This is a genomic window from Vibrio genomosp. F6 (assembly GCF_005146325.1).
In the GTDB taxonomy this organism is placed as follows: domain Bacteria; phylum Pseudomonadota; class Gammaproteobacteria; order Enterobacterales; family Vibrionaceae; genus Vibrio; species Vibrio cortegadensis.
Genome location: NZ_SYUT01000011.1, coordinates 1,147 through 26,840, shown reverse-complemented (window position 1 = coordinate 26,840; position 25,694 = coordinate 1,147). Strand labels below are relative to the sequence as shown.

Genomic DNA, 25,694 nt, shown 5'->3' with positions numbered 1-25,694 from the left:
ATCGTTATGCACATGAAGGTCAAGATGATCAAAAACATTTTTTTGTGTCTTCTCTTAATTCTTACATCTCAATTTAGTCTAGCTGAAACTCAAAATAATATTGATAACAGCAAGTTACAAACCTTAACCATTGGTTTCCCTTCTCGATATATTGAACCATTAGCGATGGCTGATGAAGATGGCGAAATTGTCGGTTTGCTTCCATCCCTTTTTCGCCGTTATGCAGAACAAGCAGGCTACAAAGTCGAAATACTGCCTTACGCTACTTTCAGCGATGTTATGAATGCATACATCAAAGGTGAACTGGATGTAATGATTGGGGTGACAGCGACATTAGAACGTGAATCCATCATGACGTTTACTGAACCTATGTTTGCGGTGCGTCGTGCTGCTATCAGCGCAACCCCAGTGACGACATACAAAGAGCTTGAAAACAAAACGGTCGCAACAATTAAAGGTTTTGCTGATGAAAGCTTTTTAAGAAACGTTTTACCTAGCGCGAGTTCGTTATCTGTCCCGAGTAACTTAGAAGCGATTCGAACCGTTGCTTTAGGCTTGGCAGATGCTCAAATTGGCGATGGCGTAATGTTATATGAGCATTACAAAAACAGTCCGTACCTGGAAGATGTGGATATGTACATGCTGGATGATCTTCCAGTCGATACACTGTATGTAGGTGTGCCAAAATCTGATAGTGAAATGCTGGAGCGATTGAACCAAGGCATACGTGAAGTGAATGCTTTACCTGAACATGAACGTATTCTTAATCGCTGGTTAGATGAAAGACAGCAAGAATATATTCGTAAAGCCTCATCACTAACGTTATCAAAAGAAGAGCAGCAGTGGATCGATAATCACCCTGTCATTGGCATTGGTGTTGAAAGTGATTGGGCTCCGATTGAAGTCGTTGAAAATGGTGTTTACAAAGGGATCGCAGCGGATGTTCTTGAAGAAGTAAGCCGATTAACAGGGATCAAATTCGATCCGAAATACTACTCAACTCATAGGGAAAGCTACTGGGCATTCCTAGACGGTGAGTTTGAGATGATGTCGTCACTGTCTCCTACCGCTAAACGACGTGAAAAGATGTTATTAAGCCAAGCGTTCATGCGAGAACCTTGGGTACTTATTGGACGCTCAGACGATTATGAGAAAGAGTTGTCATTCGATAACTTAGAGAAAAGTGATGTCATTGGGGTCATTGCGGCAACGTACGGTCAGTCAATGGCTAAAGAGTTTTGTGTAAGCTGTACCGTGCTTGAATACGATAGTGTTTATGATCTTGTTACGGCCCTAAATGAAAGTAAAGTTGATGTCGCAATTAGCTCCTTATTGCTTGCTTCCCCATATCTACAAGGCCAGTATGCCGGCCAATTAAAAGTCATTAATAACATTAATGAACGTTCCTTTATTCCTGTTACTTTTGCGGTGAATAAAGAAAACCAGATTTTACTTAATATCATAAATAAAGCGCTTAGCGTGATACCGCCAAGTAAAATGGTCGAAATAGAAAAAAAATGGATGAGTACTTCATACCAAACTGGAGTACAAACTCAGAAAGTTGTTTTATGGATCTCGATTATTTCAGTGGCATCGCTGTTAATTATAGGTGTGGTTTTTTATTGGAACCGTAAGCTACAAGGTGAGGTTCAGCAGAGGGTCGAAGCGGAAACAGAATTAAAACGAAGAGTTCAATTTGAACGATCGTTGCTCAATGCCATCCCATTCCCGATTGTGGTAAAAGATATTGATGGCAATATCGTTACGACTAACCCTGCTATTTCGATGTTGAGTGCTAGTGATGACGATCTTGCTCATTTTGTTGCTGGTGGTTCTCTTGAAAGTAAAGAACTTGATGAGATCGTTAACCATAGTAGTGAAGACCAGAGAGTTCTCGCGGGTGAAATGCTCCCTCGAATGGAAAAAAATGTCGTTATTGGTGGTAAAGAAAGACAGTTCTCATACTGGAAATGCCCATATCAACTCTCAGAGAGTAGCAGTGCCGACGGTGTTGTTACCATTCTTAATGATGTTACAGAGTTAAGAAATGCAGAGCTAAGAGCTCGTGAAGCTGAACAGCGGGTTCAGTATCTAGCTGATAACGTTAGCGGAGCGGTTATTCAACACGTTCAAAGTAAAGAAGATTTAGATGATCTCAACTTCACATTTGTGAGTGCGGGTATTCAAGAGTTAGTCGGAGTGAGCTCTGAAGAACTCGTCAAGGATCATCGTAAATTCTTAAATGTATTAGATGAACAGCAACGCGATGACTTTATTGCTCATACTAGAGTATGTGCAGATATTGGTTCTATGTCGTATGAACTGCATATCACGTCAGAAGATCGAGATAAATGGTTACACCTTCAGAGTCGAATTACTTCAAATAGTGATCACTTTACGTGGAATACCGTACTGACCGATATCACTGAGCTTAAAAACCAACAAGCCGAGCTAGAGGCCGCAAAAGCAAAAGCCATTGCAGGGACAGAAGCTAAGTCTCGATTCTTGGCGAATATGAGCCATGAAATTCGAACTCCAATCAGCGGAATTATTGGTTTACTGGAAATATTTAGCCAATATCCAATGCGTGATGATGCTCTGAAAGTCCACAGCAGTTTAACAAAATCGGCTGATAACTTGCTGCATATCGTTAATGATATTTTAGACTTCTCGAAAATTGAAGCGGGCAAGTTAACGCTGTCTCCAATCGATGCTGATATCCATTCGATGTTATCTCGAATTACTCAGACACAAGCCAGTCATGCCCATGCTAAAGGGTTAAAATTTGAGTACTGGTTGTCTCCAAAAGTAGCAAGCATTGTTCATGTCGATGATGTTCGCTTGGGGCAGATTCTAAATAATTTCATCAATAATGCGATTAAATTTACTGAAAAAGGGCACATTCGCTTGGCGGTTGATCTGCTGGCACATGAAGGCTCATATCAAACATTGCGTTTTTCTGTATCAGATACAGGTGTGGGAATTAATGAGGATGCTCAAAACAGCTTGTTTATGCCATTTGTTCAAGCGGACGAAAGTACTCAAAGGAAGTTTGGTGGTACAGGCTTAGGTCTATCTATTACTAATGAGCTTGTTGCGCAGATGGGCGGCGAAATCACCGTTGTTAGCCAACTAGGTGAAGGCTCATGCTTTAGCGTGGTTATTCCTGTTAAAGCGATTGAGCAACAAGAGTCGTTGAACTTTAAAGGTGAGAAGAGCCTTGTAGTTGGCGAGTTTAATCAACTTGATGATCTCATTGAGTATATGTCTCACTGTGATGTCAAAATGGACCACGAAGCATTTGATGATAAGAATCAACTTGCTTTTCTAGCATCTCGAAATCGCATCAGTTCATTATTCATTACTCGTTTTGAATATGAGCGTTTAGATTTGAAACACAGCTGGATTAAAAATCAGCTTCCGGGAGTGAAATGTATTGTTCTTGAGAGAAGAAAAGGGATGCTTTCGCCTGAACCTTACGATGGTTTCTGGGCAATGTCTGTTAACCCAATCATTCCAGATCAGCTTTATCACTGCCTAAAAACACCTGTTGCTGTCGGTGCTTCGATGAATGTGGCTGAAAATCAAAACAAGGTGGTTGTTCAAAGTCGTAAAGAAGCGATTGAAAATGGACGACTTATCCTCGTTGCTGAAGATCATCCGATCAACCGCCAAGTGATCATGACCATGCTGTCTCAGTTGGGTTATACCGCTGATGTTGTTAATGATGGTGCTCAAGCGTTTGAAGCATTGCAAAGTGATGAATATGGATTGCTTCTTACAGACTGTCATATGCCTGAAATGGATGGATATGAGTTAACAAAAGCGGTTCGAGCCAAAGAGGGTGCTGAAAGTCGCGAAGCTATGCCAATTATCGCCCTTACTGCGAATGCAATTCAGGGAGAAGATGAGAAGTGTATTGAGCTTGGTATGTCTGCATTTTTATCGAAACCTGTGAGTAAGGTGAAGTTGACTGAAACGCTAGATCATTGGTTACCACAAATTTTGTCTGCTCAGGAAGAAATCGTTGTCACTGAAGATAATGTAGATGTTGCTGGCGAAAATGATCTAATAGCTCAAGAACATAGCGCAATAGATCAAAAAAGTGCGGACGAATTAGCACTGGCTGCATTTGAGAACGAGTTTGAAGTCGCTGAGCCAGTGCAAGGTAGCGGTTCAGATGACTTATCCGCCATCGATGGTTTTGAGTTTGATTTTGCAGGCGATGATGATTCAGAAGAGACATTCTGGGGTGAAGAGCACCTCAAGAGTAGTGAAGTGGATAAGCCAGAAGAAGCTTTACTCGATATTCCCGCTATCATTGACATTTTTGGTGATGAAGAAGTGGCCAAAAATATTGCTTTCGATTTTGTAAAAAGTCAGAACGAAGATATGAATCTACTGTTGACCGCATTTGATGAGAAAAATCACTCTGATATACAAGAGATATCACATAGAATGAAAGGTGCAGCTAGAATGCTTGCATGTCACTCTTTTTCAATTCCTCTAGAGCGATTGGAATCTGAGGCTACACATGGGAACGATCTTGTGTACGATGAACTTGAAGCCGAACTCACTTTAAAGCTGGCACAATTGAACGCTGAAGCTGAACAAATTGTTTAATAGGATATCTATGAAGTTATTGAAAAACATGGATCTATTGGTTGTTGATGATAGCGATATTATCTGTAAATCTAGCCGTATCCTATTGACTAAAATTGGCTTTAATCGAGACAAAATTCGTTTGGTAGGTCAGGCGAATAGAGCCGTGCTAGAGTGCCGAGTCACGGCCTTCGACATTCTAATTGTTGACTATAATTTAGGTGAAGGAAGCACGGGCCTCCAGTTATTAGAAAGGCTTTATCACGAGAAACTGCTTGCACACGATCCGATCATTTTGATTGTCACTGCTGACAATTCAGCAACTGTAATTCGTAGCTTTTCTGAGTTTGAACCAAGTGGTTTTATCGTTAAACCACTGAGAGTAGATGTACTCACAGAATCATTGAAAGCCTGCATGGATGAAAAAGCATTCATCACACGAGTAGTTGATAGTTATCATCAAGCGGGTTTATCAGAGGCTCTACCGACGTTAAAAGAAGCGAAGAGTAAGAAAATATACAATTTAGCGTTAACCAAATTGTGTAGTGAAATTATATCGGTAGGTGAAGATGATATCGCATCACGATTATTGGTGAATTACATAAAAGCCAATAGTTATGTTCGCGCGCATATTATGTACGTTGACTTAATGCTGAAGGCGGGCAATATCGAAGAGGCGGAGAAAGTATTGCTGCCCCTACGTAAAGCTAATCGCTTCTCTGTTCCTGTGCTTGAATTAGAGTGTCGTTTTCAGTTTGAAAAGGGCATGTATGAACAAGCTGCGGAGAGTATGCTGCATTTACATAAAATGTCGCCGCAAAGGCTTCCTCGTTTGTATGCTCTGATTTTGCAGCATGTTGGATTTCTTGCTAACGAAAATATCTCGAAGTTAATTCAGGAGCTTGCCTTTAAATCTAGCCATTCTATTTGGGAAGAACCAAACCTGTACTTTTTGCTTAGTTGGATCCTTTTACAAGAAGCTGAGTTTAGTAACCGTTCTACCAGTGAAATCTGGGGTATGTTAACTCGGAACAAAAAGTTTACTAAGCCGGATAACTCCCTGCAAAGTCGTTTAGGGGTATGGTCTTTAGCAAACAGCGGCCAATATTCTGCTGCATATGAGCTACTGCAATCCTGCGAAGAAGTTGAAGAGTGTTTCGAGACTCTCTTTGTGGCATATCATACGCTGCATGTTCTAGGTATGTGGCAAGAAATGCAGAGTACTTTGCAAAAGTTAGTTGCGGTATCAGATCAAGAGCCTCAATCGCTTTTGCGAGATATCCAAAACAAAATGGCTAAAAAGTTGATTGCAGATTGGCGCAGTCAGAAAAGTACATTAGTCACATTCCCTAAATCATTCGATGGTTTACCAATTGAGTATTTATTCAAGCTATGGGGTGACTACCGGTTCAATATAAAAGTTGCAGAACAGATTGTTAGTCATGATGACTATAAACAGCAAGAAGGAATTGCAGGTAATAAATCGCTATTTAAAGAAGTTAATTTAACAATTGAGCAGAACAAAAAATTAATAGAAGAGTAAATTAATTTATTACTTTCTATATTTTTGCTCGTATATATGGATAACCATAAATGTCTAAACGTATTCTTGTCATTGAAGATCATAACTTTCAAAGAATGGCGCTTCTCGCCTTATTGAAACAGTTTGATCATGTCGAAGCTGAAGGTGTCGGAAGTGCGCAGGAAGCGTTAGATTTAATCGAAATACAGACTCCAGATATGGTGATCTGCGATTTAAATATGCCAGGTATTGATGGTATCACGCTATTAAGGTTACTTGCTGAAGCGGATTATGGTGGTGAAGTCATCATATCGAGTGCGGTAACGGAAGTCGTTTTAAAAGCAGCGGGTCGAATGTGTACGGCTTACAACATGAACTTATTAGGGGCGATCAGCAAGCCGATCAATAAAGTAAAGCTTGATGCCATATTAAATCAAAATTTAAAGCCTAAGCACTACTTCTCAAAACCGTTGCCTGACTTTAGCCGTGAAGACATACTTGAAGCATTAGATAAAGAGCAGTTCATCCCTTTCTATCAGCCTCTCATTAAATTCGAAACGGGTGAGTGGCTAGAGTCTGAGGCTTTGGTTCGTTGGGACCATCCTGAGCACGGTTTGTTATCTCCGATATTTTTTGTTGAAAAGATCATTAAATATGGGCTTTCAACAAAACTGACCCTGCTGTTATTAAAGTGCGCATTGCGTGACTTGCCAACCCTAGGAAACCGTCGTGTGGCGATCAATATCACCGCGCAAGACCTTATGGATGCGAGTTTTGTTGATACTGTATTGGCGTTACAGGTAGAGCACCCATCGTTGCCTCAGCGATTAAGGTTTGAATTGACCGAAACCGACATGATCGAGCATCTCGGTTATACGCTTTCATCAGCAATCCGTTTATGTATGAAGGGATTTGAACTTGCTATTGATGATTTTGGGACTGGTTACTCTTCGATGCAGTTGCTAGATGATATGCCTTTTACGGAATTAAAGATTGATTTAAGTTTCGTACAGAAGATGTTGGTGAGTCGCAGTGCTGAATCTATTGTTGCCGCTAGCCTATTTTTGGCAAAAAAACTGGGTATGGAAACCGTATCAGAAGGCATCGAAACCCGAGAAGTATGGATGCATTTACGTTCGATTACTGATGGCATGGGGCAGGGCTACTTTATGAGTCGACCTTTACCTCTTCATGAACTTGAACAATGGCATCAAGATTGGCAGGTTCGTGTTAAAGATGAAGATCTATTGTCTGGTCCGTTTGCCTGCAAAATGGGTAAATGTTAGTGCAGTAACACTTTAAACGAATATGAAAAGAGCCGTGAATGATTCGCGGCTCTTTTTTGTTTATACCGCTCTTATTCTGAGGCGAAACAGTGGTCATCATTTAAGGCAGAATCAATGGCATGAATTAATGCCTCGATATGCTCTGGTTGGCTTATATAAGGTGGCATCATGTAGATGAGCTTACCAAATGGGCGGATCCAAACACCATGCTCCACAAACAGGGCCTGAATATTCTCCATGTTAACTGGTTGGTGGGTTTCAACGACACCGATAGCGCCTAGCCAACGAACATCTTTTACCAACGCATGCTCAGTGAGCTTCGGTAACTGTTTTGAAAATTGCTCTTCAATCATCTTTGTCTGTTTTTGCCAGTCACCTTGCTCAATCAGATCCAGACTTGCAGAAGCCACTGAGCAAGCCAGCGGATTTCCCATAAAAGTAGGGCCGTGCATAAAACAACCTGCTTCGCCTCCGCATACCGTGTCTGCGACTTGTTTGCTCGCTAAAGTGGCTGATAGTGTCATATAGCCACCAGTTAATGCCTTACCTACACACATTATATCCGGTTGAATTCCAGAGTGTTCACTAGCAAACAATTTACCTGTACGTCCGAACCCAGTCGCGATTTCATCTAAAATCAGCAGTACATTGAACTCGTCACACAATAAGCGTACTTGCTTGAGAAACTCAGGATGATAGATACGCATCCCCCCCGCACCTTGAACAATAGGCTCTAAAATAACAGCGGCTATTTGCGAGTGGTGGTCGGTGATTTTCTGCTTAAAATCGTCAATATCAGTCTCATCCCACGGTTGCCAATATTCCGTTTTTGGCGAGTTTGCAAAAATATGTTCAGGTAAAAAACCTTTATAGAGGCTATGCATTGAATTGTTGGGATCAGTCACTGACATCGCCGCGAAAGTATCCCCGTGATAGCCGTCTCTTAATGTCAGGAACTTTGGTCGCTGCTCCCCCTTGGCATGCCAGTACTGTAGGGCCATTTTTAAACTCACTTCTACAGCGACCGAACCGGAATCGGCAAGGAAAACATGTTCAAGATTATCAGGGGCGAGTTTAAGCAGTTTTTTACAGGTATCGATTGCAGGTTGATGAGTGATACCACCAAACATGACATGAGACATTTTATCGATCTGCTGGTGGGCGGCTTGGTTAAGGTGAGGATGGTTGTAACCGTGAATGGCAGACCACCAAGAAGACATACCATCAATAAGTCGTTTACCGTTCTCAAGTTCAATGAATACGCCATCAGCATTTGTGACAGGATAGCAAGTGAGCGGGTTCAGTGTTGATGTATAAGGGTGCCAGATGTGTTGACGGTCAAATTCGAGATCCATAGCCATTCCATAATGCATTGTGTAAATATTAACCACTTGTAAACTTGTGTTTTTGTTGATCGTTGACAGTCTACTGTTTGTCGGTAGACTAGCCAAGTAGCAATGCACATATTATTAAAATATCAATAGTGAAATAAGGATCGGCACGTGGAAGTTCGTCATGACTGGACAGTAGAAGAAGTTCGAAAGCTTTTGGATAAGCCTTTTATGGATTTGTTGTTTGAAGCACAAGTTATCCACCGTCAACATCAACAGCATAATCACGTTCAAGTGAGCACTCTATTATCTATTAAAACGGGCGCTTGTCCTGAAGATTGTAAGTACTGCCCACAAAGTGCCCACTATCGTACCGATGTCGATCGTGAAAGATTAATGGAAGTTGAACGCGTGCTAGATGCCGCTGAAAAAGCGAAGAAAGCAGGTTCAACACGCTTCTGCATGGGCGCGGCATGGAAAAATCCAAAAGAGCGTGATATGCCACACTTGATGGAAATGATCAAAGGTGTGAAAGGGATGGGTTTAGAGACCTGTATGACGCTAGGGATGCTGACCCCAGACCAAGCTGAAGAGTTGGCAACAGCTGGTTTGGATTACTACAATCACAACCTTGATACGTCACCTGAATTTTATGGCAGCATCATTACCACGCGTACTTACCAAGATCGCTTAGATACACTTTCCCACGTTCGTGATGCGGGAATGAAAATTTGTTCTGGCGGTATTATTGGTATGGGTGAAAGCACTAATGATCGCGCAGGACTACTAGTTGAGCTTGCTAACTTGCCAGTGCAGCCTGAGAGTGTGCCAATCAATATGCTGGTCAAAGTCAAAGGCACGCCAATGGAAAACGTTGATGACGTTGAACCATTTGATTTCATTAAGTTGATCGCAATTGCTCGAATCATGATGCCGAAATCAGCAGTACGTTTGTCTGCTGGCCGAGAAAACATGAATGAGCAGATGCAAACTCTGTGCTTCATGGCCGGTGCGAACTCAATATTTTACGGATGTAAGCTACTTACGACGCCAAATCCAGATGAAGATAGTGATATGCAGCTATTTAAAAAGCTGGGTATTAATAGTGAGCAAGTAAGCCAAAAACCGGATGAAATTCAAGAGAACGACTTACTTGATCAAGTCGTTGAACGTGTCGCTTCACGTCCTTCGAAAGACGACATTTTTTATGATGCCAGCGTTTAGTTCACGCATTAAATTCGCCCTTGAGCAGAGACGTAATCAAGGGCTCACTCGCGTGTTGCAGCCAATGTCATCAGGTAATCAAACGCGCTTTGTGCATGATGGCAAGCCATTTATTAATTTCTCTAATAACGACTATTTAGGGCTCGCTGGCGATCCTGAATTGATTCGAGCTTGGAAGGAAGGGCTTGATCAATTTGGAGCCGGGAGTGGCGCATCACCGCTAGTCACGGGGTTTAGTTCCGCTCATCAGAACCTTGAATCCAAGCTATGTGAATGGCTAGGTTTTGAAAGGGCCATTCTTTTCAATTCAGGGTTTAGTGCTAATCAAGCGTTGATATTCTCCTTACTTGATAAGCAAGATATCCTGATTCAGGATAAATTAAATCACGCATCGTTGATGGAAGCCGGGATGTTATCGGCTGCAAGCTTAAAGAGATTTAGACATAACGATACAGAACACCTTTCATCAATACTGGCGGCATCAGATAGTGCGCTTGTGGTGACAGAAGGCGTGTTTAGTATGGATGGCGATACCGCTCCTCTTAAAACAATTAAAACGTTGTGTGAACAAAATAACGCATGGTTAGCGGTCGACGATGCCCATGGTATCGGTATACATGGCGAGAATGGCGCAGGGAGCTGCTCACAAGTAGATGTTAAACCTGATTTATTAGTGGTGACCTTTGGAAAAGCGGTCGGGCTTTCAGGGGCAGCGATACTATGCAGTGCAGAAGTTGGTGATTACTTGACTCAGTTTGCAAGACATCACGTTTATTCTACAGCACTTCCTCCCGCTCAGGCTCATGCAATCAGTCATGCGATTTCCATGATTCAGTCTCAACAATGGCGAAGAGATAAGTTAAGTGACTTGCAAGAGTTGTATTCAGAGAGATTGGCTGGACTGGCAGGCTTTACCGAGACGATAACGCCTATTAAACCATTTATCTGTGGATCATCGGATCAAGCCGTTGGAATTGCGAACGGTTTAAAAGACAGAGGGTTATGGGTAACGGCTATTCGTCCTCCAACGGTTCCTAACGGGTTCGCGAGACTAAGAATTACCTTAACCGCTAAGCATACCAACAGTGATATTTTGGCTTTAGCCGACGCGATCACCGCAGCCGTAGAGATCCAGAATCAATGAAATGTGAAGTGTTAATGGATTCACCTGTGATCAATAAAAAACCAGTACAAGATAAATCGGCTATTGCTCAAGCCTTTGGTAAAGCCGCTGAATCTTATGATAAGCATGCAGAATTTCAACGCGATGTCGGTCAGCGATTACTTGATAAATTGCCACAAGACCTAACTGGTCTGGCAGTTTTAGACTTAGGTTGTGGAACTGGATATTTCTCTTATGAATTAGCTAAACGAGGCGCAAAGGTGACTTGTGCTGACTTGTCACAGGCGATGCTCCAACAAGCAGAAATAAGGTGTGGATCGATGGTTTCCGACTATCGCCAAGCGGATGCTGAATGTCTACCGTTTGATGACGACTCTTTCGATGTCGTCTTTTCCAGCTTAGCGCTTCAGTGGTGTGATGACTTATCAGTACCACTGCGCGAAATTAAGCGTGTCACTAAATCTAGTGGTCACTGCGTATTTTCAACACTAATTAAGGGATCGTTATTTGAACTAAGCCAAGCGTGGTCAAAAATTGATACATATCAACACGTGAATGAGTTTATTTGTATCAATCAGGTAAAAATTGCGTTAGCGCAATCTTACTGCTTGAAGCATCAATTAGACTTGCCCTCCATCACAGTTTGGTACGATACCGCTTTTGAATTAATGCGTGATCTTAAGGGGATTGGTGCGAACCACGTAAGCGGACGCTCACATGGTTTGACCAGTCGCAAAGTATTACAGCAAGTTGAACATGAATACCGAGAGTTTCAAAACCAACAAGGTCTTTTACCAGCAACATATCAAGTTTGTTTAGGGGTTATTAATCTATGATTGATGCATTTTTTATTGCAGGTACGGATACCGAAGTAGGTAAAACAGTCGGTTCAAAGGCTATTTTACAGGCACTAGCTGCCAAAGGTTTATCGACGGTTGGCTACAAGCCAGTTGCTGCCGGAAGTAAAAAAACTGAACAAGGGCTGCGTAACTCAGACGCGCTGCATTTACAGCAAGCGGCGACCAATGACGTAGCATATGAAGATGTAAATCCATACGCTTTATTGCTGCCGTGCTCTCCACATATTGCTGCTAAGCATGAAGATGTGACCATTGAATATCCTTTGTTAAGTGAGAAACTTGCTCAACATAAAGAGATTTCAGACATTGTACTGGTTGAAGGTGCTGGTGGCTGGAGAGTTCCTATTTCGGATACTGAATGCTTGTCGACTTGGGTAAAACAAGAGAAATTGCCAGTTGTTCTTGTTGTGGGTATCAAGCTAGGCTGCTTGAGCCATGCCATGCTAACGGCTGAAACTATCATTGCTGATGGTTTAAATCTTGTGGGTTGGGTGGCTAACCGTATTAATCCAGGTACTGAGCATTACGCAGATATTATCGGCATGTTGGAAGATAAGATTGATGCACCTAAACTTGGTGAAATTCCTTATGTACCAAATGTTAAGTCGAGAGATATTGGCAAATACATTAATGTCGATCCCATTCTAGCTTTAGTGTAAGTCTCGCTTTGGCATAAATCTTAGACAAATAAAAAGGGCTACGTGATTCGTAGCCCTTTTTTTGTCGTTAAATTCCGTATTAAATCGATTATAACGGTTACTTGTCGTTAGTTAGCCCCATAAGAGCTTGTTGCATTTCACTGATCTGTTGCTGAGTATGCGTATCAGTCTTTATGCCAAGTTGTTGTTTTGCTTCATCTTCGGATATACCTAAGTGGCAGCAGAGTAGGTCAATTGCCATCTCAAAATTAGTGCCTTCAACCATGATCTTATCCTTTCCTTGCGCTTGGGGTATGTTTCGTATATCACTAATAGACTGAATCTAACCCTATTGTTACCACATCTCAATAAGACCAAAGTCTAAGGAGTTTAGTGAACAGAGAAACGTCAGTAATTAAATGTTTCAATTTACTACTTAACCTTGTTTTCCAAATCTAAGACTATATGTATATATTCATCGTGTGTGAGAGCTATACTCCACGTATAACATAAAAATAAGAAGTTTCCTTCGGAGAAAAGTAATGAAACGAGTAATGTTGTTCTTAGCAACCAACCTAGCGGTTGTGATGGTGCTGAGTGTTGTTCTGAATATTGTTTATGCTGTCACAGGGATGCAACCAGGTAGTCTTTCGGGCCTGCTACTAATGGCGGCAGTGTTTGGCTTTGGTGGTTCTTTTATCTCTTTGCTGATGTCAAAGAAAATGGCACTGCGTTCAGTGGGCGGTTCTGTTATTGAAAGTCCTCGCAATGAAACGGAACATTGGCTGATGGAAACCGTGAGCCGTCAAGCGCAGCAAGTGGGTATTGGGATGCCAACCGTTGCGATTTATGACTCTCCAGACATTAATGCCTTTGCAACAGGTGCGAAGCGTGATGATTCATTAGTCGCGGTTTCAACAGGTTTGCTGCATAGCATGACTCGTGATGAGGCAGAAGCGGTATTAGCGCATGAAGTGAGCCATATTGCTAATGGGGATATGGTGACGATGACACTGATGCAAGGTGTGGTTAATACCTTTGTTATCTTCTTATCCCGCTTTATTGCCAACATTGTCGCATCTAATGATAGCGAAGAGGGCGAAGGCGGAAGCAACATGATGGTATATTTTGGTGTTTCAATGGTACTAGAATTGGTCTTCGGCTTCTTAGCAAGCTTCATTACAATGTGGTACAGCCGTCATCGTGAGTTTCATGCCGATGCAGGTGCTGCGCAATTAGTGGGCAAGCAGAAAATGATCGCCGCATTAGAACGATTGAAGGTAAGCCATGAGCCACAACTTGAAGGTTCAATGATGGCATTTGGTATCAATGGTAAGCGTTCAATGACGGAGTTGCTGATGAGTCACCCGCCACTTGATAAGCGAATTGAATCATTACGTAATATGTAAAACATCACATGATCTAAATAAATTAAATACAAAGGCTTGGTTACTGACCAAGCCTTTTTTGTGCCTATTAGATGTGAATAAGAAAAAAACTTGTACAATTATTTTTTTGTACAATCTAAATTCTTGTACTAACTTATACATAATGATTTTTTGTATAAGAGTGGTGTGGCGATGAATATTGAAGTAGTGAGTGATATTTATCAGAAGTTAAGCCGAGACAACTTACATCTGCTGGATGGCATTTACCATGATGATGTCGTTTTTGAAGATGCAGCACATCGGCTGGAAGGTTGGAATGAATTGTTAGGTTACTTTGAATCGCTCTATCAAAATGTCCATCGATGCGACTTTGATATCCATACTCAGCAGCAAGTGGGAGATTCTGGGTTTCTAACTTGGTCAATGTCGTTGCAACACCCTAAGCTACAAGGTGGCCAAACCGTTACCGTCAATGGAGCCAGTCACTTAAAATTTCAGAATGATAAAGTGATTTATCACCGTGATTATTTTGACCTCGGAGAGATGATCTACGAAAACATTCCTCTGCTGGGAAGCGTTATTCGCTCAATCAAACAGAGGTTGGGCCAATGAAAAGTCATAACCCTAGCGTTTTTATTACAGGGGCAACCTCTGGGATTGGTGAGCAACTCGCTTTAGATTATGCCTCGAAAGGCTGGCATGTTTATGCATGTGGGCGTAATAAAGAAAAGCTCAATAACCTTGTCGCATCAGGGCACAACATTACGCCATTGTGTTTTGATATTACCGATTTAGATCAGACCAAACAGCGGCTCAGGTCGTTAGATATAACAACCTCTCTTTGGATAATGAATGCCGGTGATTGCGAATATATAGATAAAGGTATTATAGATGCTCAACTTATGGCAAGAGTGATGAGCGTGAATGTTATCGGACTGGCGAACTGCATCGAATCAATCCAAGGGTATTTTAAGCCTAATGATCGATTGGTGATTGTGGGGTCAATAGCCAGTGAAGTCGCTCTACCTAGGGCGGAAGTCTATGGCGCATCAAAAGCCGCAGTGAGCTATTTTGCTCGAAGCTTATCACTTAGTTTGAGTCCAAAAGGTGTTGACGTTTTGACGGTGTATCCCGGTTTTGTTCAAACACCTTTGACGGCTAAAAATGATTTTCCTATGCCAATGTTAATCTCTGTTGAACAAGCCTCGAAAGCGATTCGCAATGGGGTAGCAAAAGGATGTAAAACGATCTATTTCCCTAAACGATTTACTTATTTTTTACGAATGATTTCACTTCTGCCTTACCACTGGCAAACCATTTTAGTTTCTAAATTAATAAAAGATTAAAGGAGTTAATGATGAAAATTGCCATTATAGGGTGTGGGATCTCAGGGTTAACCTGTGGCTACCATCTTCACAAGCATCACGATATAACCTTGTTTGAAGCGAATGATTACATTGGTGGACACACTGCAACCGTGGATGTGACGGTTGGGGGAAAGTCATACGCGATCGATACGGGTTTTATTGTCTACAACGATCGAACCTATCCGCATTTTATTAAGATGATGGATGACATTGGGGTGAAAGGAAGCCCGACTCAAATGAGCTTTAGCGTTCGAAATGACGCGAATGGTTTGGAGTATAACGGACACACTTTAACATCGTTATTTGCTCAAAAACGAAATTGGTTTAATCCGAAATTTTACGGTTTTATTGGTGAGATACTCAGATTTAATAAGCTAGCGAAACTCAGCGTTGATGATTTATCTTGTGATAGTCAAACGTTAGACATGTTTTTGAAAAAAAATGGTTTTAGTGACTATTTCTGCACTAACTACATCCTTCCAATGGGAGCGGCAATCTGGTCATCGACTTTAGCTGACATGCGCTCATTCCCACTTCGTTTTTTCTTGCAGTTCTTTCTTAATCACGGGTTACTTGATGTGGTAAACCGACCACAGTGGTATGTGATAGAAGGCGGCTCTAGAGCATATATCGAGCCTTTAACCAGAGGGTTCTCAGCCAATATTCGACTTAATAGCCCTGTCACTTCGGTTCGTCGAGATGCCGTTGGAGTCACCTTGGAAGTGAACGGTAAGCATGAATTTTATGATCAGGTGATCTTTGCTTGTCACAGCGATCAAGCAATGAAAATGATTGCCGATCCGACACCGTTAGAGTTGGATATTTTAGGGAAGATGGAATATCAAGCGAACGAAGTGACCTTGCATACCGATATTAACCTGCTTCCCAAAAGAAAAGCAGCCTGGGCATCTTGGAATTACGTACTTGATGAATCCGATCAAGAGCAGTGTCGATTACCTTCGCTGACGTATAACATGAATATCCTTCAACACATATCTGCCCCTGAAACATTTTGTGTGTCATTAAACAGTAGTGACAATATTAAAGAAGAACGAATCCTACGACGTTTTACCTATCACCACCCTGTGTTCAGCACTAACACGATTGAAGCGCAACGCCGCCGACATGAAATCAATGGGCAATATCATACTTGGTTTTGTGGTGCATATTGGCATAACGGTTTTCATGAAGATGGAGTGAGGAGTGCTGTTGATGTGGTAAACGAACTATTTGATCAATGTAGTCAGGACAGTAGCTCTCATCAGCAGGGAGTGGCTTAGTATGAGTGGTCAATATTCAAGCCAGTTGATGGTAGGGCATGTTCAACACCGTCGTTTTTCACCGGTATTGCATTCTCTTCGTTACCCGCTTTTTATGCCATGCATTGATATTGATGAGTTGCCAGTATTGGAAAAAAACATTTGGGGATTCGGATCGCGTTGGTGGCACTGGGCGCAATTTCGTCGGAGTGATTATCTTGGATCGGGTTGTTTAAAAAAAGCGGTCCAAATGAAAGTGTCTGAGTTAACCGGGGTGACATTATCGGGAAAAGTGCTAGCAATCTGTCATTTGAGATATTTAGGGATCTATTTCAGTCCTGTGAATTTTTACTATTTATTTGATGAAGATAACCATTGGCAGTACATGCTGGCGGAGGTGAGTAACACGCCATGGAATGAGCGGCATTACTACGCCATTCCTGCCGAACCCGGTGACAATGAACAGCACTGGCAACATCAAAAATCATTTCATGTGTCTCCGTTTAATCCGATGGATCAAAAATACGTTTGGAAGTTAAAGCCTGTAGACAATCGTTTGATGATCCACCTGGAGTGTCATCGCGAGAGAAAAGAGTTCGAGGCGACACTCGCCATGAAACCGCAGGCTTTTAGCTCCTCCAATCTCATGAGTCTATTAATGCGCACCCCAGTGATGGCGATAAAAGTGGTACTCGGTATCTATTGGCATGCGCTCAAATTGTGGCTAAAAGGCGCGCCGTTTTATGGACACTCAGTTATACGCAAGAAGGCAACAACGCAAGAAAACAACATAGACGCGCTAGATAACACATTAGTAAGCAAAGGAAAAAGTAAAGATAAGGAGAAATCATCATGTTAGATGCTTCATCACTGAATATTCACAAAACTCAATCTTACCTGCAAAGAGTGACAAGGGATGGTTTACTTAAATGCCTGCAACATCTTGAAGTGGGCAGCTTAACCCTTATCGAATCTTATACAAGTAGTCGTGAATCAGTAAGTCATACTTTTGGCTTACCAAGAAAAGGCGAACCAAACGCGACGATTGAAATCAATCATCCAGACTTTTATGTTCGTCTAATGAAAGGAGGCAGTATTGCCGCAGGTGAAGCGTACATCGATGGTTGGTGGGAGAGTCCAAATTTAACGGATTTAATGCAGTTGATGGCACTTAATATGAGCGCTCTCGACAGCATTGAATCTAAAAGTAGTTGGGTGAGCTCTGTAGTGCATAAGCTGAGTCATTGGTTTAACCGTAACAGCATTGCACAATCACAAAAGAATATTCACGCGCATTATGATTTAGGAAATGCACTTTATGAAACATTCCTCGATGAAAAAATGCTCTACTCCTCTGCATTATATAGTGGCTCAAACAATACTTTAGAAGCGGCTCAAATTAATAAAATGGAAAGGCTATGCCAGCAGCTGCAATTACAAGCGAGTGATCATGTTATAGAAATTGGTACAGGATGGGGGGCGATGGCCATTTATATGGCAGAAAAATATGGGTGCAGAGTGACAACCACAACGATATCTGAAGAGCAGTTTCACTATGCTCAAGATAAAATACGCAGTGCAGGCTTAGAAGATCAGATTACGCTTTTAAAGCAGGATTATCGGGTGCTTGAAGGTGAGTTTGATAAGTTAGTCTCAATTGAAATGATTGAAGCAGTAGGGAAATCGTACTTACCATCATACATAAAAAAATGTCAGTCACTTCTAAAGCCAAATGGATTGATGGCGATCCAAGCGATTACCATTGCCGACCAAAGGTACCAGTCTTATAGCAATAGCGTTGATTTTATTCAGAAATATATATTTCCGGGCGGATTTCTACCATCCATCACTTGCCTGTCCAGTGCGACGACCAAGCACAGTGATTTAGTCATTAGAGATTTATTTGATATTGGATTGGACTACGCCAAAACATTAAAAGATTGGCAGATTCGATTTAATCTTGCAGAGCCTAGATTACGAGAGCTTGGCTATGATGAACCATTTATTCGGATGTGGCGATATTATTTATGCTATTGCGAAGGTGGGTTTTTAGCGAGAAGTATCAGTACTATTCATCTCACACTTCAAAGACCACAAGTATGAGAATTTTTTTAATTTCGACCTGGTTTCAAGTGCTCTGGTTTATGGCTGTTCTGGGGCAAGGAGATTGGGTCAGTTGGTTAGTGGTCAGCGTGGTCATCACTTTTGTATTATCGTGTAGATATCAAGGCTTGCCTATTTGGTCTTGTTTCAGTATTGCGATACTTGGCGTTATTTTCGACAGCGTTAATTCACTCATTGGTGTATTGGTGTTTGATGATCAATATATCCCTGTGTGGCTAGTTTTGCTCTGGGCTGGATACGCATGGTATGCCTTCCAGCTCTATCCATTAATTCGAGACTATTTGCGAGGTGGCATTATTTTTGTTGGAGCTATCGCGGGTGGCTTAAGTTATTACGCAGGAGAACAACTCGGGGCGGTGATGTTTGGGTTTGATCCATTCAGCAGTGTATTAGTATTGATGATTGAATGGGCCATTGTTATATGGGTGACGTTGAAGGTTTATGATCATGGTAATCAAAAAATTAAATATCAACTGTAGTGAGCATGTGGCTTCGAATAATCCAACAAGAAAAGGGTTATCGCTATTCCTGTTTTTTAGTGCCTTGCTTTTTTGTGAAAAAACATTATCAAGCAGCGGCACGTCAAGTATATCGATAGTCGAAAAGCCTGTAACTCACTCTACCTTAACAAACTGGGATTCGTGGAAAAAAATAGGAGAGGCTCAGCTCTCTTGGCTATTTTTCGATGTCTATAAATCGACCTTATACAGTCCAACAGGGCGATACATTCAAGCGAGAGATATCACTCCTCATCCCATCGCGTTAGATATCAAATACCAAAGAACCATATCCAAGAAGCAGTTATTAGATGCAACGGAGGAGCAATGGAATGAGCTGAAATACCCTCAAGACAAACAAATAGAGTGGCTAGAGATATTAGGGACAATATTTCCGAATCTTAAAGAGGGCGATCGGTTGGTGTACGTCACCGATGGCGAATTAGGAACAATTTACTTTATCGAAGCGATGTCTGAATCCGATGTTACTCGTCAAAAAGAGGTTGATCGTGAAACAGAGGCTATTAGTAAGAAAAATGCTATTGGTGACAAAAAAATTATTGGCGACAAAAAGGTCATTGGTGAAATAGCAGATGAAGAGCTCAATGATGCCTTTCTTGCCATTTGGTTATCCCCAAAAAGTTCATATCCAGATTTACGTTCACAGCTTATAGGAGCAAGCCAATGATGATTAAATGGAAGGTTTTAAAGCTTTCACTTCTTATTTTCTGTGTTTCAGGCCTCGGTGGTTGTTCATCCGAAATAAGTGATTACCAAGCAAGTACCCCAAAATTTGAGTTGTTTGAATACTTTTCTGGGAACACTCAGGCTTGGGGGATGGTTCAAGACTATAAAGGCGTTCAGACTCGTCGATTTACGGTTTCCTTATTCGGAGAAGTAGAGGACAGAACACTGACATTGACTGAAGACTTTGTATTTGATGATGGAGAAGTTTCACAACGAATATGGGTAATCACGCGTTTGGATGATGGAACATATCAAGGAGAAGCAGATGACATTATCGGCTATGCGATTGGTAAGGAGAGTGGTAATGCACTTTGGTGGCAGTATGACTTCGAACTAAAAATGGAGGACTCAACGGTGACCGTCTTCTTTGATGATTGGTTGTATCGACAGGACGAAAAACGAGTATTTAATGTCACTAGCATTAAGAAGTTTGGCATTGAAGTAGGGAAGGTTACTCTCTTTTTTGAAAAAATCTAATACCAAATATAGAAAAGGCTCCACTTAAGGAACCTTTTTTATACATTGAGAAAATTCAATTAAGATAGGCCCAAAGGAACCTATGCCCAATCGAACTTATGCCTCATATTCATTACAGCTTATCAGTTAACTCAACCGCTTGGCCGATGTAGTTCGCTGGCGTCATCTCTTTTAGACGAACTTTTTCATCTTCAGGGATTTCTAAACCATCGATGAATGCACGCATACCTTCGCCGTCTACACGTTTACCACGAGTCAGTTCTTTTAGTTTTTCGTATGGTTTCTCGATGCCGTAACGACGCATGACTGTTTGTACAGGTTCTGCAAGAACTTCCCAGTTTTTGTCTAGTTCAGCTTCAAGCGCTGCTTGGTTGATTTCAAGCTTGCTGATGCCTTTTAGAGTCGAGGTGTATGCGATGATTGCATAACCACAACCAACACCTAAGTTACGAAGAACTGTAGAGTCAGTAAGGTCACGCTGCCAGCGAGAAACAGGAAGTTTTTGAGCTAGGTGGCTGAAGATTGCGTTCGCAAGGCCTAAGTTACCTTCTGAGTTTTCAAAATCGATTGGGTTAACTTTATGCGGCATTGTTGAAGAGCCGATTTCGCCAGCAATCGTTTTTTGTTTGAAGTGACCAAGAGCAATGTAGCCCCAAACATCACGATCAAAATCAAGAAGGATTGTGTTGAATCGTGCAATCGCGTCAAATAGTTCAGCAATGTAATCGTGAGGTTCAATTTGCGTTGTGTATGGGTTCCAATTAACGCCTAGAGATTCAGTGATGAATTCTTCGCTAAATGCATGCCAGTCTACATCTGGGTAAGCAGAAAGGTGAGCGTTGTAGTTACCTACTGCGCCGTTGATTTTCGCTAGAATTTCAACATTTTCGATCTGCTTGAATTGACGCTCCATACGATACGCCACGTTAGCCATCTCTTTACCCATAGTTGACGGAGAAGCAGGCTGTCCGTGTGTACGTGAAAGAAGAGGAACATCGCGGTATTCGTTAGCTAAAGCTTTAATCGCATCGATAACGTTACGGATCTCAGGAAGAATAACCGTATCACGCGCTTCTTTTAGCATTAGGGCGTGTGACGTGTTGTTGATGTCTTCAGAAGTACAAGCAAAGTGGATGAATTCATTGATAGCGTGCAGTTCTGGAACGTCTGCTACTTTTTCTTTTAGGAAATATTCAACGGCTTTAACATCATGGTTCGTTGTGCGTTCAATCTCTTTGATACGCATAGCGTCTTCTTCACTGAAGTTTGCTGCGATGTTATCTAAGAATTGATTCGCTTCAGCACTTAATGTAGCCACTTCCGCAATCGATTGCGTCGCAGCTAATTTTTGTAACCAACGAACTTCAACAACAGTACGGTACTTCAGCAAGCCGTACTCACTAAAGATGCTGCGTAAAGAAATTGTTTTACTTCCGTAGCGACCGTCTACAGGTGAAACAGCAGTTAATGCTGACAATTCCATGTGAATCTCCTAGATATGTAAATAAAAGTTGGGGTGTATAAAAAAGTAGCTCGCCAATCCAGGCGAGCTTTGCTTACATTCGAGCTAATAAAATTTGTGCTTGTTCTACCATTTTCTTACGAGAAAAAACCAAATGGAGGCGACGACCACCCACTTGACGCCAAAGAACAGCGCTGCGAATACCGGATAAAAGCAGTGCACGGACTTTATGTTGATTGGACGTTTGCTGTAATACTGATGGTGTGCCATTTACTTGAATTCGAGGCCCGATAGGACTCACAACGTCTAAGTAAATGCTCGCAATATTGCTGATCATCTGTTCATCAAGCAGATCATAGTGCTCTAGTTGACGTTCCACCATTTGGATACGATCGCCAAGTTGTGACATGGTGTCATTACGAGCACTTAATTTACGTTCAAGAGCCATCAAACTGATAATGTAGCGTGTAATTTCACTCCCTGTTGGAGTGCTATCAATACCTTGAACTAAGCACTCTAGGCCCAGCTTCAAGTCTGACTCGCGGCCAAAAACACCGATGGTATTGATTGGATTCGTACTTACAATCGCATTCATAGACGCTTCAAAAGCATCATTATCACAAGAACCGTTCTTTGCTACTTGTTGAACTAGAGCAACAGCTTGGCAAATACCAGCAAAAGCAATAGTACGGTCATAAATGGTGTTAGCCACGTTGCGACTCCTAAACTTAGAATGAATTAAATGCGTTTCTCGATGATTCCGCCACCAAGACAAATTTCGTCTTTATAGAACACTGCGGATTGGCCCGGAGTGACGGCAATTTGAGGCTCATCAAATATTACTTTGATGTTCTCATCATCGACAGGGATTATTGTACAAGCAATATCTGTCTGGCGGTAACGTGTTTTCACAGTACATTTCATGGTTTCACGGATTGGTGTGCGATCTACCCAATGTAATTGTGACGCTAATAAGCCTTCAGATTTAAGTAGTGGATGATCTTTGCCTTGTACCGCGATAAGTACATTGCGTTTAAGATCTTTCTCACCTACAAACCATGGGTCTTCGTTGCCACCGCCACCTTTCGTACCGCCAATATGAAGACCTTTACGCTGACCCAAAGTATGATACATCAAACCTTGGTGTTGACCGATGACTTTACCATCTGGGCTTTCGATATTGCCAGGTTGCGCAGGCAAGTATTTACCTAAAAACTCAGTGAATTTACGCTCACCGATGAAACAGATACCTGTTGAGTCTTTTTTCTTCGCCGTGATGAGATCTTGCTCTTCAGCAATTCGGCGTACTTCTGGTTTTTCGAGTTCGCCAACAGGGAATAAGCTGCGAGAAACCTGATCTGAACTTAGAGTGTACAAGAAATAGCTTTGGTCTTTGTTTGAGTCCAGGCCACGAAGCATTTCTGGCTTAGCACCATTCTCGATCTCTTCTGCGGTTGGGAAAGTTCGGCGAACGTAATGACCCATTGCGATAAAATCTGCATCGAGTACTTCGTCTGCAAATTCTAAGAAAGCTTTAAATTTGATTTCTTTGTTACAAAGAATGTCTGGGTTTGGAGTGCGACCCGCTTTGTACTCTTCAAGGAAGTACTCAAATACGTTGTCCCAGTACTCTGCAGCAAAGTTAATAGTGTGCAGATGGATGCCCAGTTTGTCACATACTGCTTGTGCATCGGCTAAATCTTCCGCTGCGGTGCAATATTCTTCGTTGTCGTCTTCTTCCCAGTTCTTCATGAACAGGCCTTCAACTTGGTAACCTTGTTGCTGAAGCAGGTAGGCAGAAACCGATGAATCAACGCCGCCGGACATTCCGACAATGACTTTCTTTTGGCTGTTATCTGACATTATATAAAACCACTAAATTGACTTGGGTGCAGATTCTAACAGAAAGAATTTGTGGGGGACAGATCCGAGACGTTAATCACAATTTATTCGATTAAGCGTTACGCAATTCAACCAAATCGAAGCTGAAAATCAGATTTTATTCCCAGTCATGAAGAGGATGTGGCATAGTCCGCCTATTAATGATGACGAGAGCTGAAAAAATGACAGAACAAAGTGAATTTATCGATGAAGCAACACTGATCGAAACCATTGAAAATCAATTAGAAGAAGGCAACCCAAAGAAAGTAACTGAAACTCTAATGCGTCTTATGATGACAGGTACGGCGCGTGAAGATGCTATTCAGGCAATGGCGTGCGCTTTGGCTATAGAGATTTTTGATGTCATGAAAAATGATGCTGAGTTTAATTTAAAGCGTTATTCAGAGCACTTGGATATGCTACCAGATCTTAGCTTTATGGAAGGTGAATAATAATTACCTTTAGCAATCGTTTGCTATAATCTCCATTATTGCCGCGCCTATTTGGTCGCGGTAGAATTCCGGATCTCAACCCTCTCCTTTACTTAGACGAATTGTATGAAATTTCCTGGCCAACGAAAATCAAAGCATTACTTTCCAGTCCACGCTCGCGATCCACTAGTGAGTCAAGCGCATGAAAGTAAAAAAATGTCACGTACCCATATTATTGGTATTGATCAAACATTGGTTGATATTGAGGCAAAAGTAAACTCAGAACTTATCGAAAAATATGGTTTGAGTAAGGGACATTCATTAGTTATTGATGACACTTCTGCAGAAGCGTTATATCAAGAGTTGAAGGAAAACCAACTTATTACTAATGAATATGCTGGTGGCACGATTGGCAACACGTTACACAATTATTCTGTACTTGCGGATGACCGTTCTACTTTATTAGGTGTGATGAGTCAGGACATTAAAATCGGAAGCTACGGTTACCGCTATTTATGTAATACCTCTAGCCGTATGGATTTGAATCACCTACAGGGCGTCGATGGGGCTATTGGTCGTTGTTTCGCGCTAATTACAGAAGATGGTGAACGTACTTTTGCTATTAGTGAAGGTCAGATGAATCAACTTCATCCAGATAATATCCCTGAGCGTATTTTTGAAAATGCATCAGCGTTGGTATTAACCGCTTATTTAGTTCGTTGTAAAGCGGGTGATCCTATGCCAGATGCGACAATGCGAGCAATTGAGTATGCGAAGCAATATGATGTGCCAGTGGTATTAACTCTAGGTACTAAATTCGTTATTCAGGATGATCCAGAATTTTGGCAAGATTTCTTACAACAGCACGTTACCGTTGTTGCAATGAATGAAGATGAAGCAGAAGCATTAACAGGTGAAAGCGATCCATTAGCAGCCTCTGATAAAGCATTAGATTGGGTTGACTTAGTTTTATGCACTTCTGGTCCTGTCGGCTTATTTATGGCGGGTTATACAGAAGAAGAAGCAAAACGTGAAACCTCGCTGCCACTATTGCCTGGTTCTGTGCCTGAATTTAACCGTTTTGAATTTAGTCGTCCTGCATTTAAAGGTTTGTGTGAAAATCCACTTAAAGTGTACTCACATATTGCACCATATATGGGTGGGCCTGAAAAAATTAAAAATACTAATGGTGCGGGTGATGCTGCGTTATCTGCGTTGTTGCATGATATGGCGGCAAATAAATATCACAAAGAGAATGTGCCAAATTCAAGTAAGCACCAGCATTCATTTTTGACATATTCATCTTTCTCTCAAGTATGTAAATATTCAAACCGTGCGAGCTATGAAGTATTGGTTCAGCATTCACCAAGACTTTCTCGTGGCTTGCCTGAAAGAGAAGATAGTTTAGAAGAAGCGTACTGGGAACGTTAATTTCTATTATCGTAGATAAATAAAAAGGCTTCCAATTGGAAGCC

Annotated in this window: 23 protein-coding genes; 18 read left to right on the top strand and 5 right to left on the bottom strand. The window is 41.6% G+C overall.

The genetic code is table 11. The annotated features are described in order from the left end of the window. The first annotated feature begins 24 nt into the window (after window positions 1–24). The 3 genes from FCV43_RS02230 to FCV43_RS02220 are packed head-to-tail and all read left to right on the top strand — an operon-like array spanning window position 25 to window position 7,410. The gene (locus FCV43_RS02230) at window positions 25–4,623 is read left to right on the top strand and encodes a transporter substrate-binding domain-containing protein (protein ID WP_170961588.1); all 4,599 of its coding nucleotides are present in this window, start codon (window positions 25–27) and stop codon (window positions 4,621–4,623) included. Between the two features lie 10 nt (window positions 4,624–4,633). Beyond that, window positions 4,634–6,145, top strand: a complete 1,512-nt coding sequence (locus FCV43_RS02225) for a response regulator (protein WP_136993897.1) — start codon at window positions 4,634–4,636, stop codon at window positions 6,143–6,145. 50 nt (window positions 6,146–6,195) lie between these two features. Beyond that, complete coding sequence (locus tag FCV43_RS02220) at window positions 6,196–7,410, top strand: EAL domain-containing response regulator (RefSeq protein ID WP_113795939.1); 1,215 nt, start codon at window positions 6,196–6,198, stop codon at window positions 7,408–7,410. Between the two features lie 71 nt (window positions 7,411–7,481). On the opposite strand, the gene bioA is transcribed toward FCV43_RS02220, so the two are convergent. Further along, window positions 7,482–8,765, bottom strand: coding sequence for an adenosylmethionine--8-amino-7-oxononanoate transaminase (gene bioA, locus FCV43_RS02215; protein ID WP_136993896.1), 1,284 nt, complete (start codon window positions 8,763–8,765; stop codon window positions 7,482–7,484). 147 nt (window positions 8,766–8,912) lie between these two features. Between bioA and bioB the strand changes: the two genes are divergently transcribed. The 4 genes from bioB to bioD are packed head-to-tail and all read left to right on the top strand — an operon-like array spanning window position 8,913 to window position 12,607. Further along, complete coding sequence (gene bioB, locus FCV43_RS02210) at window positions 8,913–9,965, top strand: biotin synthase BioB (protein WP_017053883.1); 1,053 nt, start codon at window positions 8,913–8,915, stop codon at window positions 9,963–9,965. Continuing rightward, window positions 9,952–11,109, top strand: a complete 1,158-nt coding sequence (gene bioF, locus FCV43_RS02205) for an 8-amino-7-oxononanoate synthase (protein ID WP_240697116.1) — start codon at window positions 9,952–9,954, stop codon at window positions 11,107–11,109. Before bioB ends, bioF begins: the two co-directional genes overlap by 14 nt. A gap of 14 nt (window positions 11,110–11,123) precedes the next feature. After that, entirely contained in the window at window positions 11,124–11,924 is an 801-nt protein-coding gene (gene bioC, locus FCV43_RS02200; RefSeq protein WP_136993894.1) for a malonyl-ACP O-methyltransferase BioC, read from the top strand. After that, the gene (gene bioD / locus FCV43_RS02195; protein WP_136993893.1) at window positions 11,921–12,607 is read left to right on the top strand and encodes a dethiobiotin synthase; all 687 of its coding nucleotides are present in this window, start codon (window positions 11,921–11,923) and stop codon (window positions 12,605–12,607) included. Before bioC ends, bioD begins: the two co-directional genes overlap by 4 nt. 97 nt (window positions 12,608–12,704) lie before the next feature. Here the strand turns inward: bioD and FCV43_RS20320 are convergent, their stop codons facing one another. Beyond that, a complete protein-coding gene (locus FCV43_RS20320) occupies window positions 12,705–12,872 on the bottom strand; it encodes a hypothetical protein (RefSeq protein WP_017053879.1) in 168 nt (55 codons plus the stop codon). Window positions 12,873–13,128: 256 nt separating this feature from the next. On the opposite strand from FCV43_RS20320, the gene htpX reads away from it, so the two are divergent. From htpX to FCV43_RS02150, 9 genes are all read left to right on the top strand, one after another. Then, complete coding sequence (gene htpX, locus FCV43_RS02190) at window positions 13,129–13,995, top strand: protease HtpX (RefSeq protein ID WP_017053878.1); 867 nt, start codon at window positions 13,129–13,131, stop codon at window positions 13,993–13,995. A 171-nt stretch (window positions 13,996–14,166) separates the two neighbouring features. After that, on the top strand, window positions 14,167–14,586 hold the full coding sequence (locus FCV43_RS02185) for a nuclear transport factor 2 family protein (RefSeq protein WP_136993892.1): 420 nt from the start codon (window positions 14,167–14,169) through the stop codon (window positions 14,584–14,586). Next, window positions 14,583–15,320 carry an SDR family NAD(P)-dependent oxidoreductase gene (locus FCV43_RS02180; protein WP_136993891.1) on the top strand — a complete coding sequence of 246 codons (738 nt, stop codon included), beginning with the start codon at window positions 14,583–14,585 and terminating at the stop codon, window positions 15,318–15,320. Before FCV43_RS02185 ends, FCV43_RS02180 begins: the two co-directional genes overlap by 4 nt. An 11-nt stretch (window positions 15,321–15,331) precedes the next feature. Beyond that, entirely contained in the window at window positions 15,332–16,621 is a 1,290-nt protein-coding gene (locus FCV43_RS02175; RefSeq protein WP_136993890.1) for an NAD(P)/FAD-dependent oxidoreductase, read from the top strand. A gap of 1 nt (window position 16,622) precedes the next feature. Further along, a complete protein-coding gene (locus FCV43_RS02170; RefSeq protein WP_136993889.1) occupies window positions 16,623–17,459 on the top strand; it encodes a DUF1365 domain-containing protein in 837 nt (278 codons plus the stop codon). Continuing rightward, window positions 17,453–18,703: an SAM-dependent methyltransferase gene (locus tag FCV43_RS02165; RefSeq protein WP_136993888.1), complete on the top strand. Its 1,251-nt coding sequence runs from the start codon at window positions 17,453–17,455 to the stop codon at window positions 18,701–18,703. Before FCV43_RS02170 ends, FCV43_RS02165 begins: the two co-directional genes overlap by 7 nt. Continuing rightward, entirely contained in the window at window positions 18,700–19,203 is a 504-nt protein-coding gene (locus FCV43_RS02160; protein ID WP_170961587.1) for a DUF2878 domain-containing protein, read from the top strand. Before FCV43_RS02165 ends, FCV43_RS02160 begins: the two co-directional genes overlap by 4 nt. Beyond that, entirely contained in the window at window positions 19,172–19,909 is a 738-nt protein-coding gene (locus tag FCV43_RS02155) for a hypothetical protein (protein WP_017052139.1), read from the top strand. Before FCV43_RS02160 ends, FCV43_RS02155 begins: the two co-directional genes overlap by 32 nt. Continuing rightward, entirely contained in the window at window positions 19,906–20,445 is a 540-nt protein-coding gene (locus FCV43_RS02150; RefSeq protein ID WP_017052140.1) for a DUF3833 family protein, read from the top strand. Before FCV43_RS02155 ends, FCV43_RS02150 begins: the two co-directional genes overlap by 4 nt. 112 nt (window positions 20,446–20,557) lie before the next feature. On the opposite strand, the gene purB is transcribed toward FCV43_RS02150, so the two are convergent. The 3 genes from purB to mnmA form a co-directional block, all read right to left on the bottom strand. After that, window positions 20,558–21,928, bottom strand: a complete 1,371-nt coding sequence (purB, locus tag FCV43_RS02145) for an adenylosuccinate lyase (RefSeq protein WP_136993886.1) — start codon at window positions 21,926–21,928, stop codon at window positions 20,558–20,560. A gap of 73 nt (window positions 21,929–22,001) precedes the next feature. Then, window positions 22,002–22,619, bottom strand: a complete 618-nt coding sequence (gene hflD / locus FCV43_RS02140) for a high frequency lysogenization protein HflD (protein ID WP_017052225.1) — start codon at window positions 22,617–22,619, stop codon at window positions 22,002–22,004. A gap of 26 nt (window positions 22,620–22,645) precedes the next feature. Further along, entirely contained in the window at window positions 22,646–23,770 is a 1,125-nt protein-coding gene (gene mnmA / locus FCV43_RS02135) for a tRNA 2-thiouridine(34) synthase MnmA (protein WP_113795950.1), read from the bottom strand. 200 nt (window positions 23,771–23,970) lie between these two features. Here mnmA and FCV43_RS02130 point away from each other — a divergent pair, with 200 nt between their 5' ends. Next, complete coding sequence (locus tag FCV43_RS02130) at window positions 23,971–24,240, top strand: hypothetical protein (protein WP_113796069.1); 270 nt, start codon at window positions 23,971–23,973, stop codon at window positions 24,238–24,240. 105 nt (window positions 24,241–24,345) lie between these two features. Beyond that, window positions 24,346–25,650 (top strand): inosine/guanosine kinase, encoded by a 1,305-nt coding sequence (locus FCV43_RS02125; RefSeq protein ID WP_136993885.1) that lies wholly within the window; start codon window positions 24,346–24,348, stop codon window positions 25,648–25,650. Window positions 25,651–25,694 lie beyond the last annotated feature (44 nt).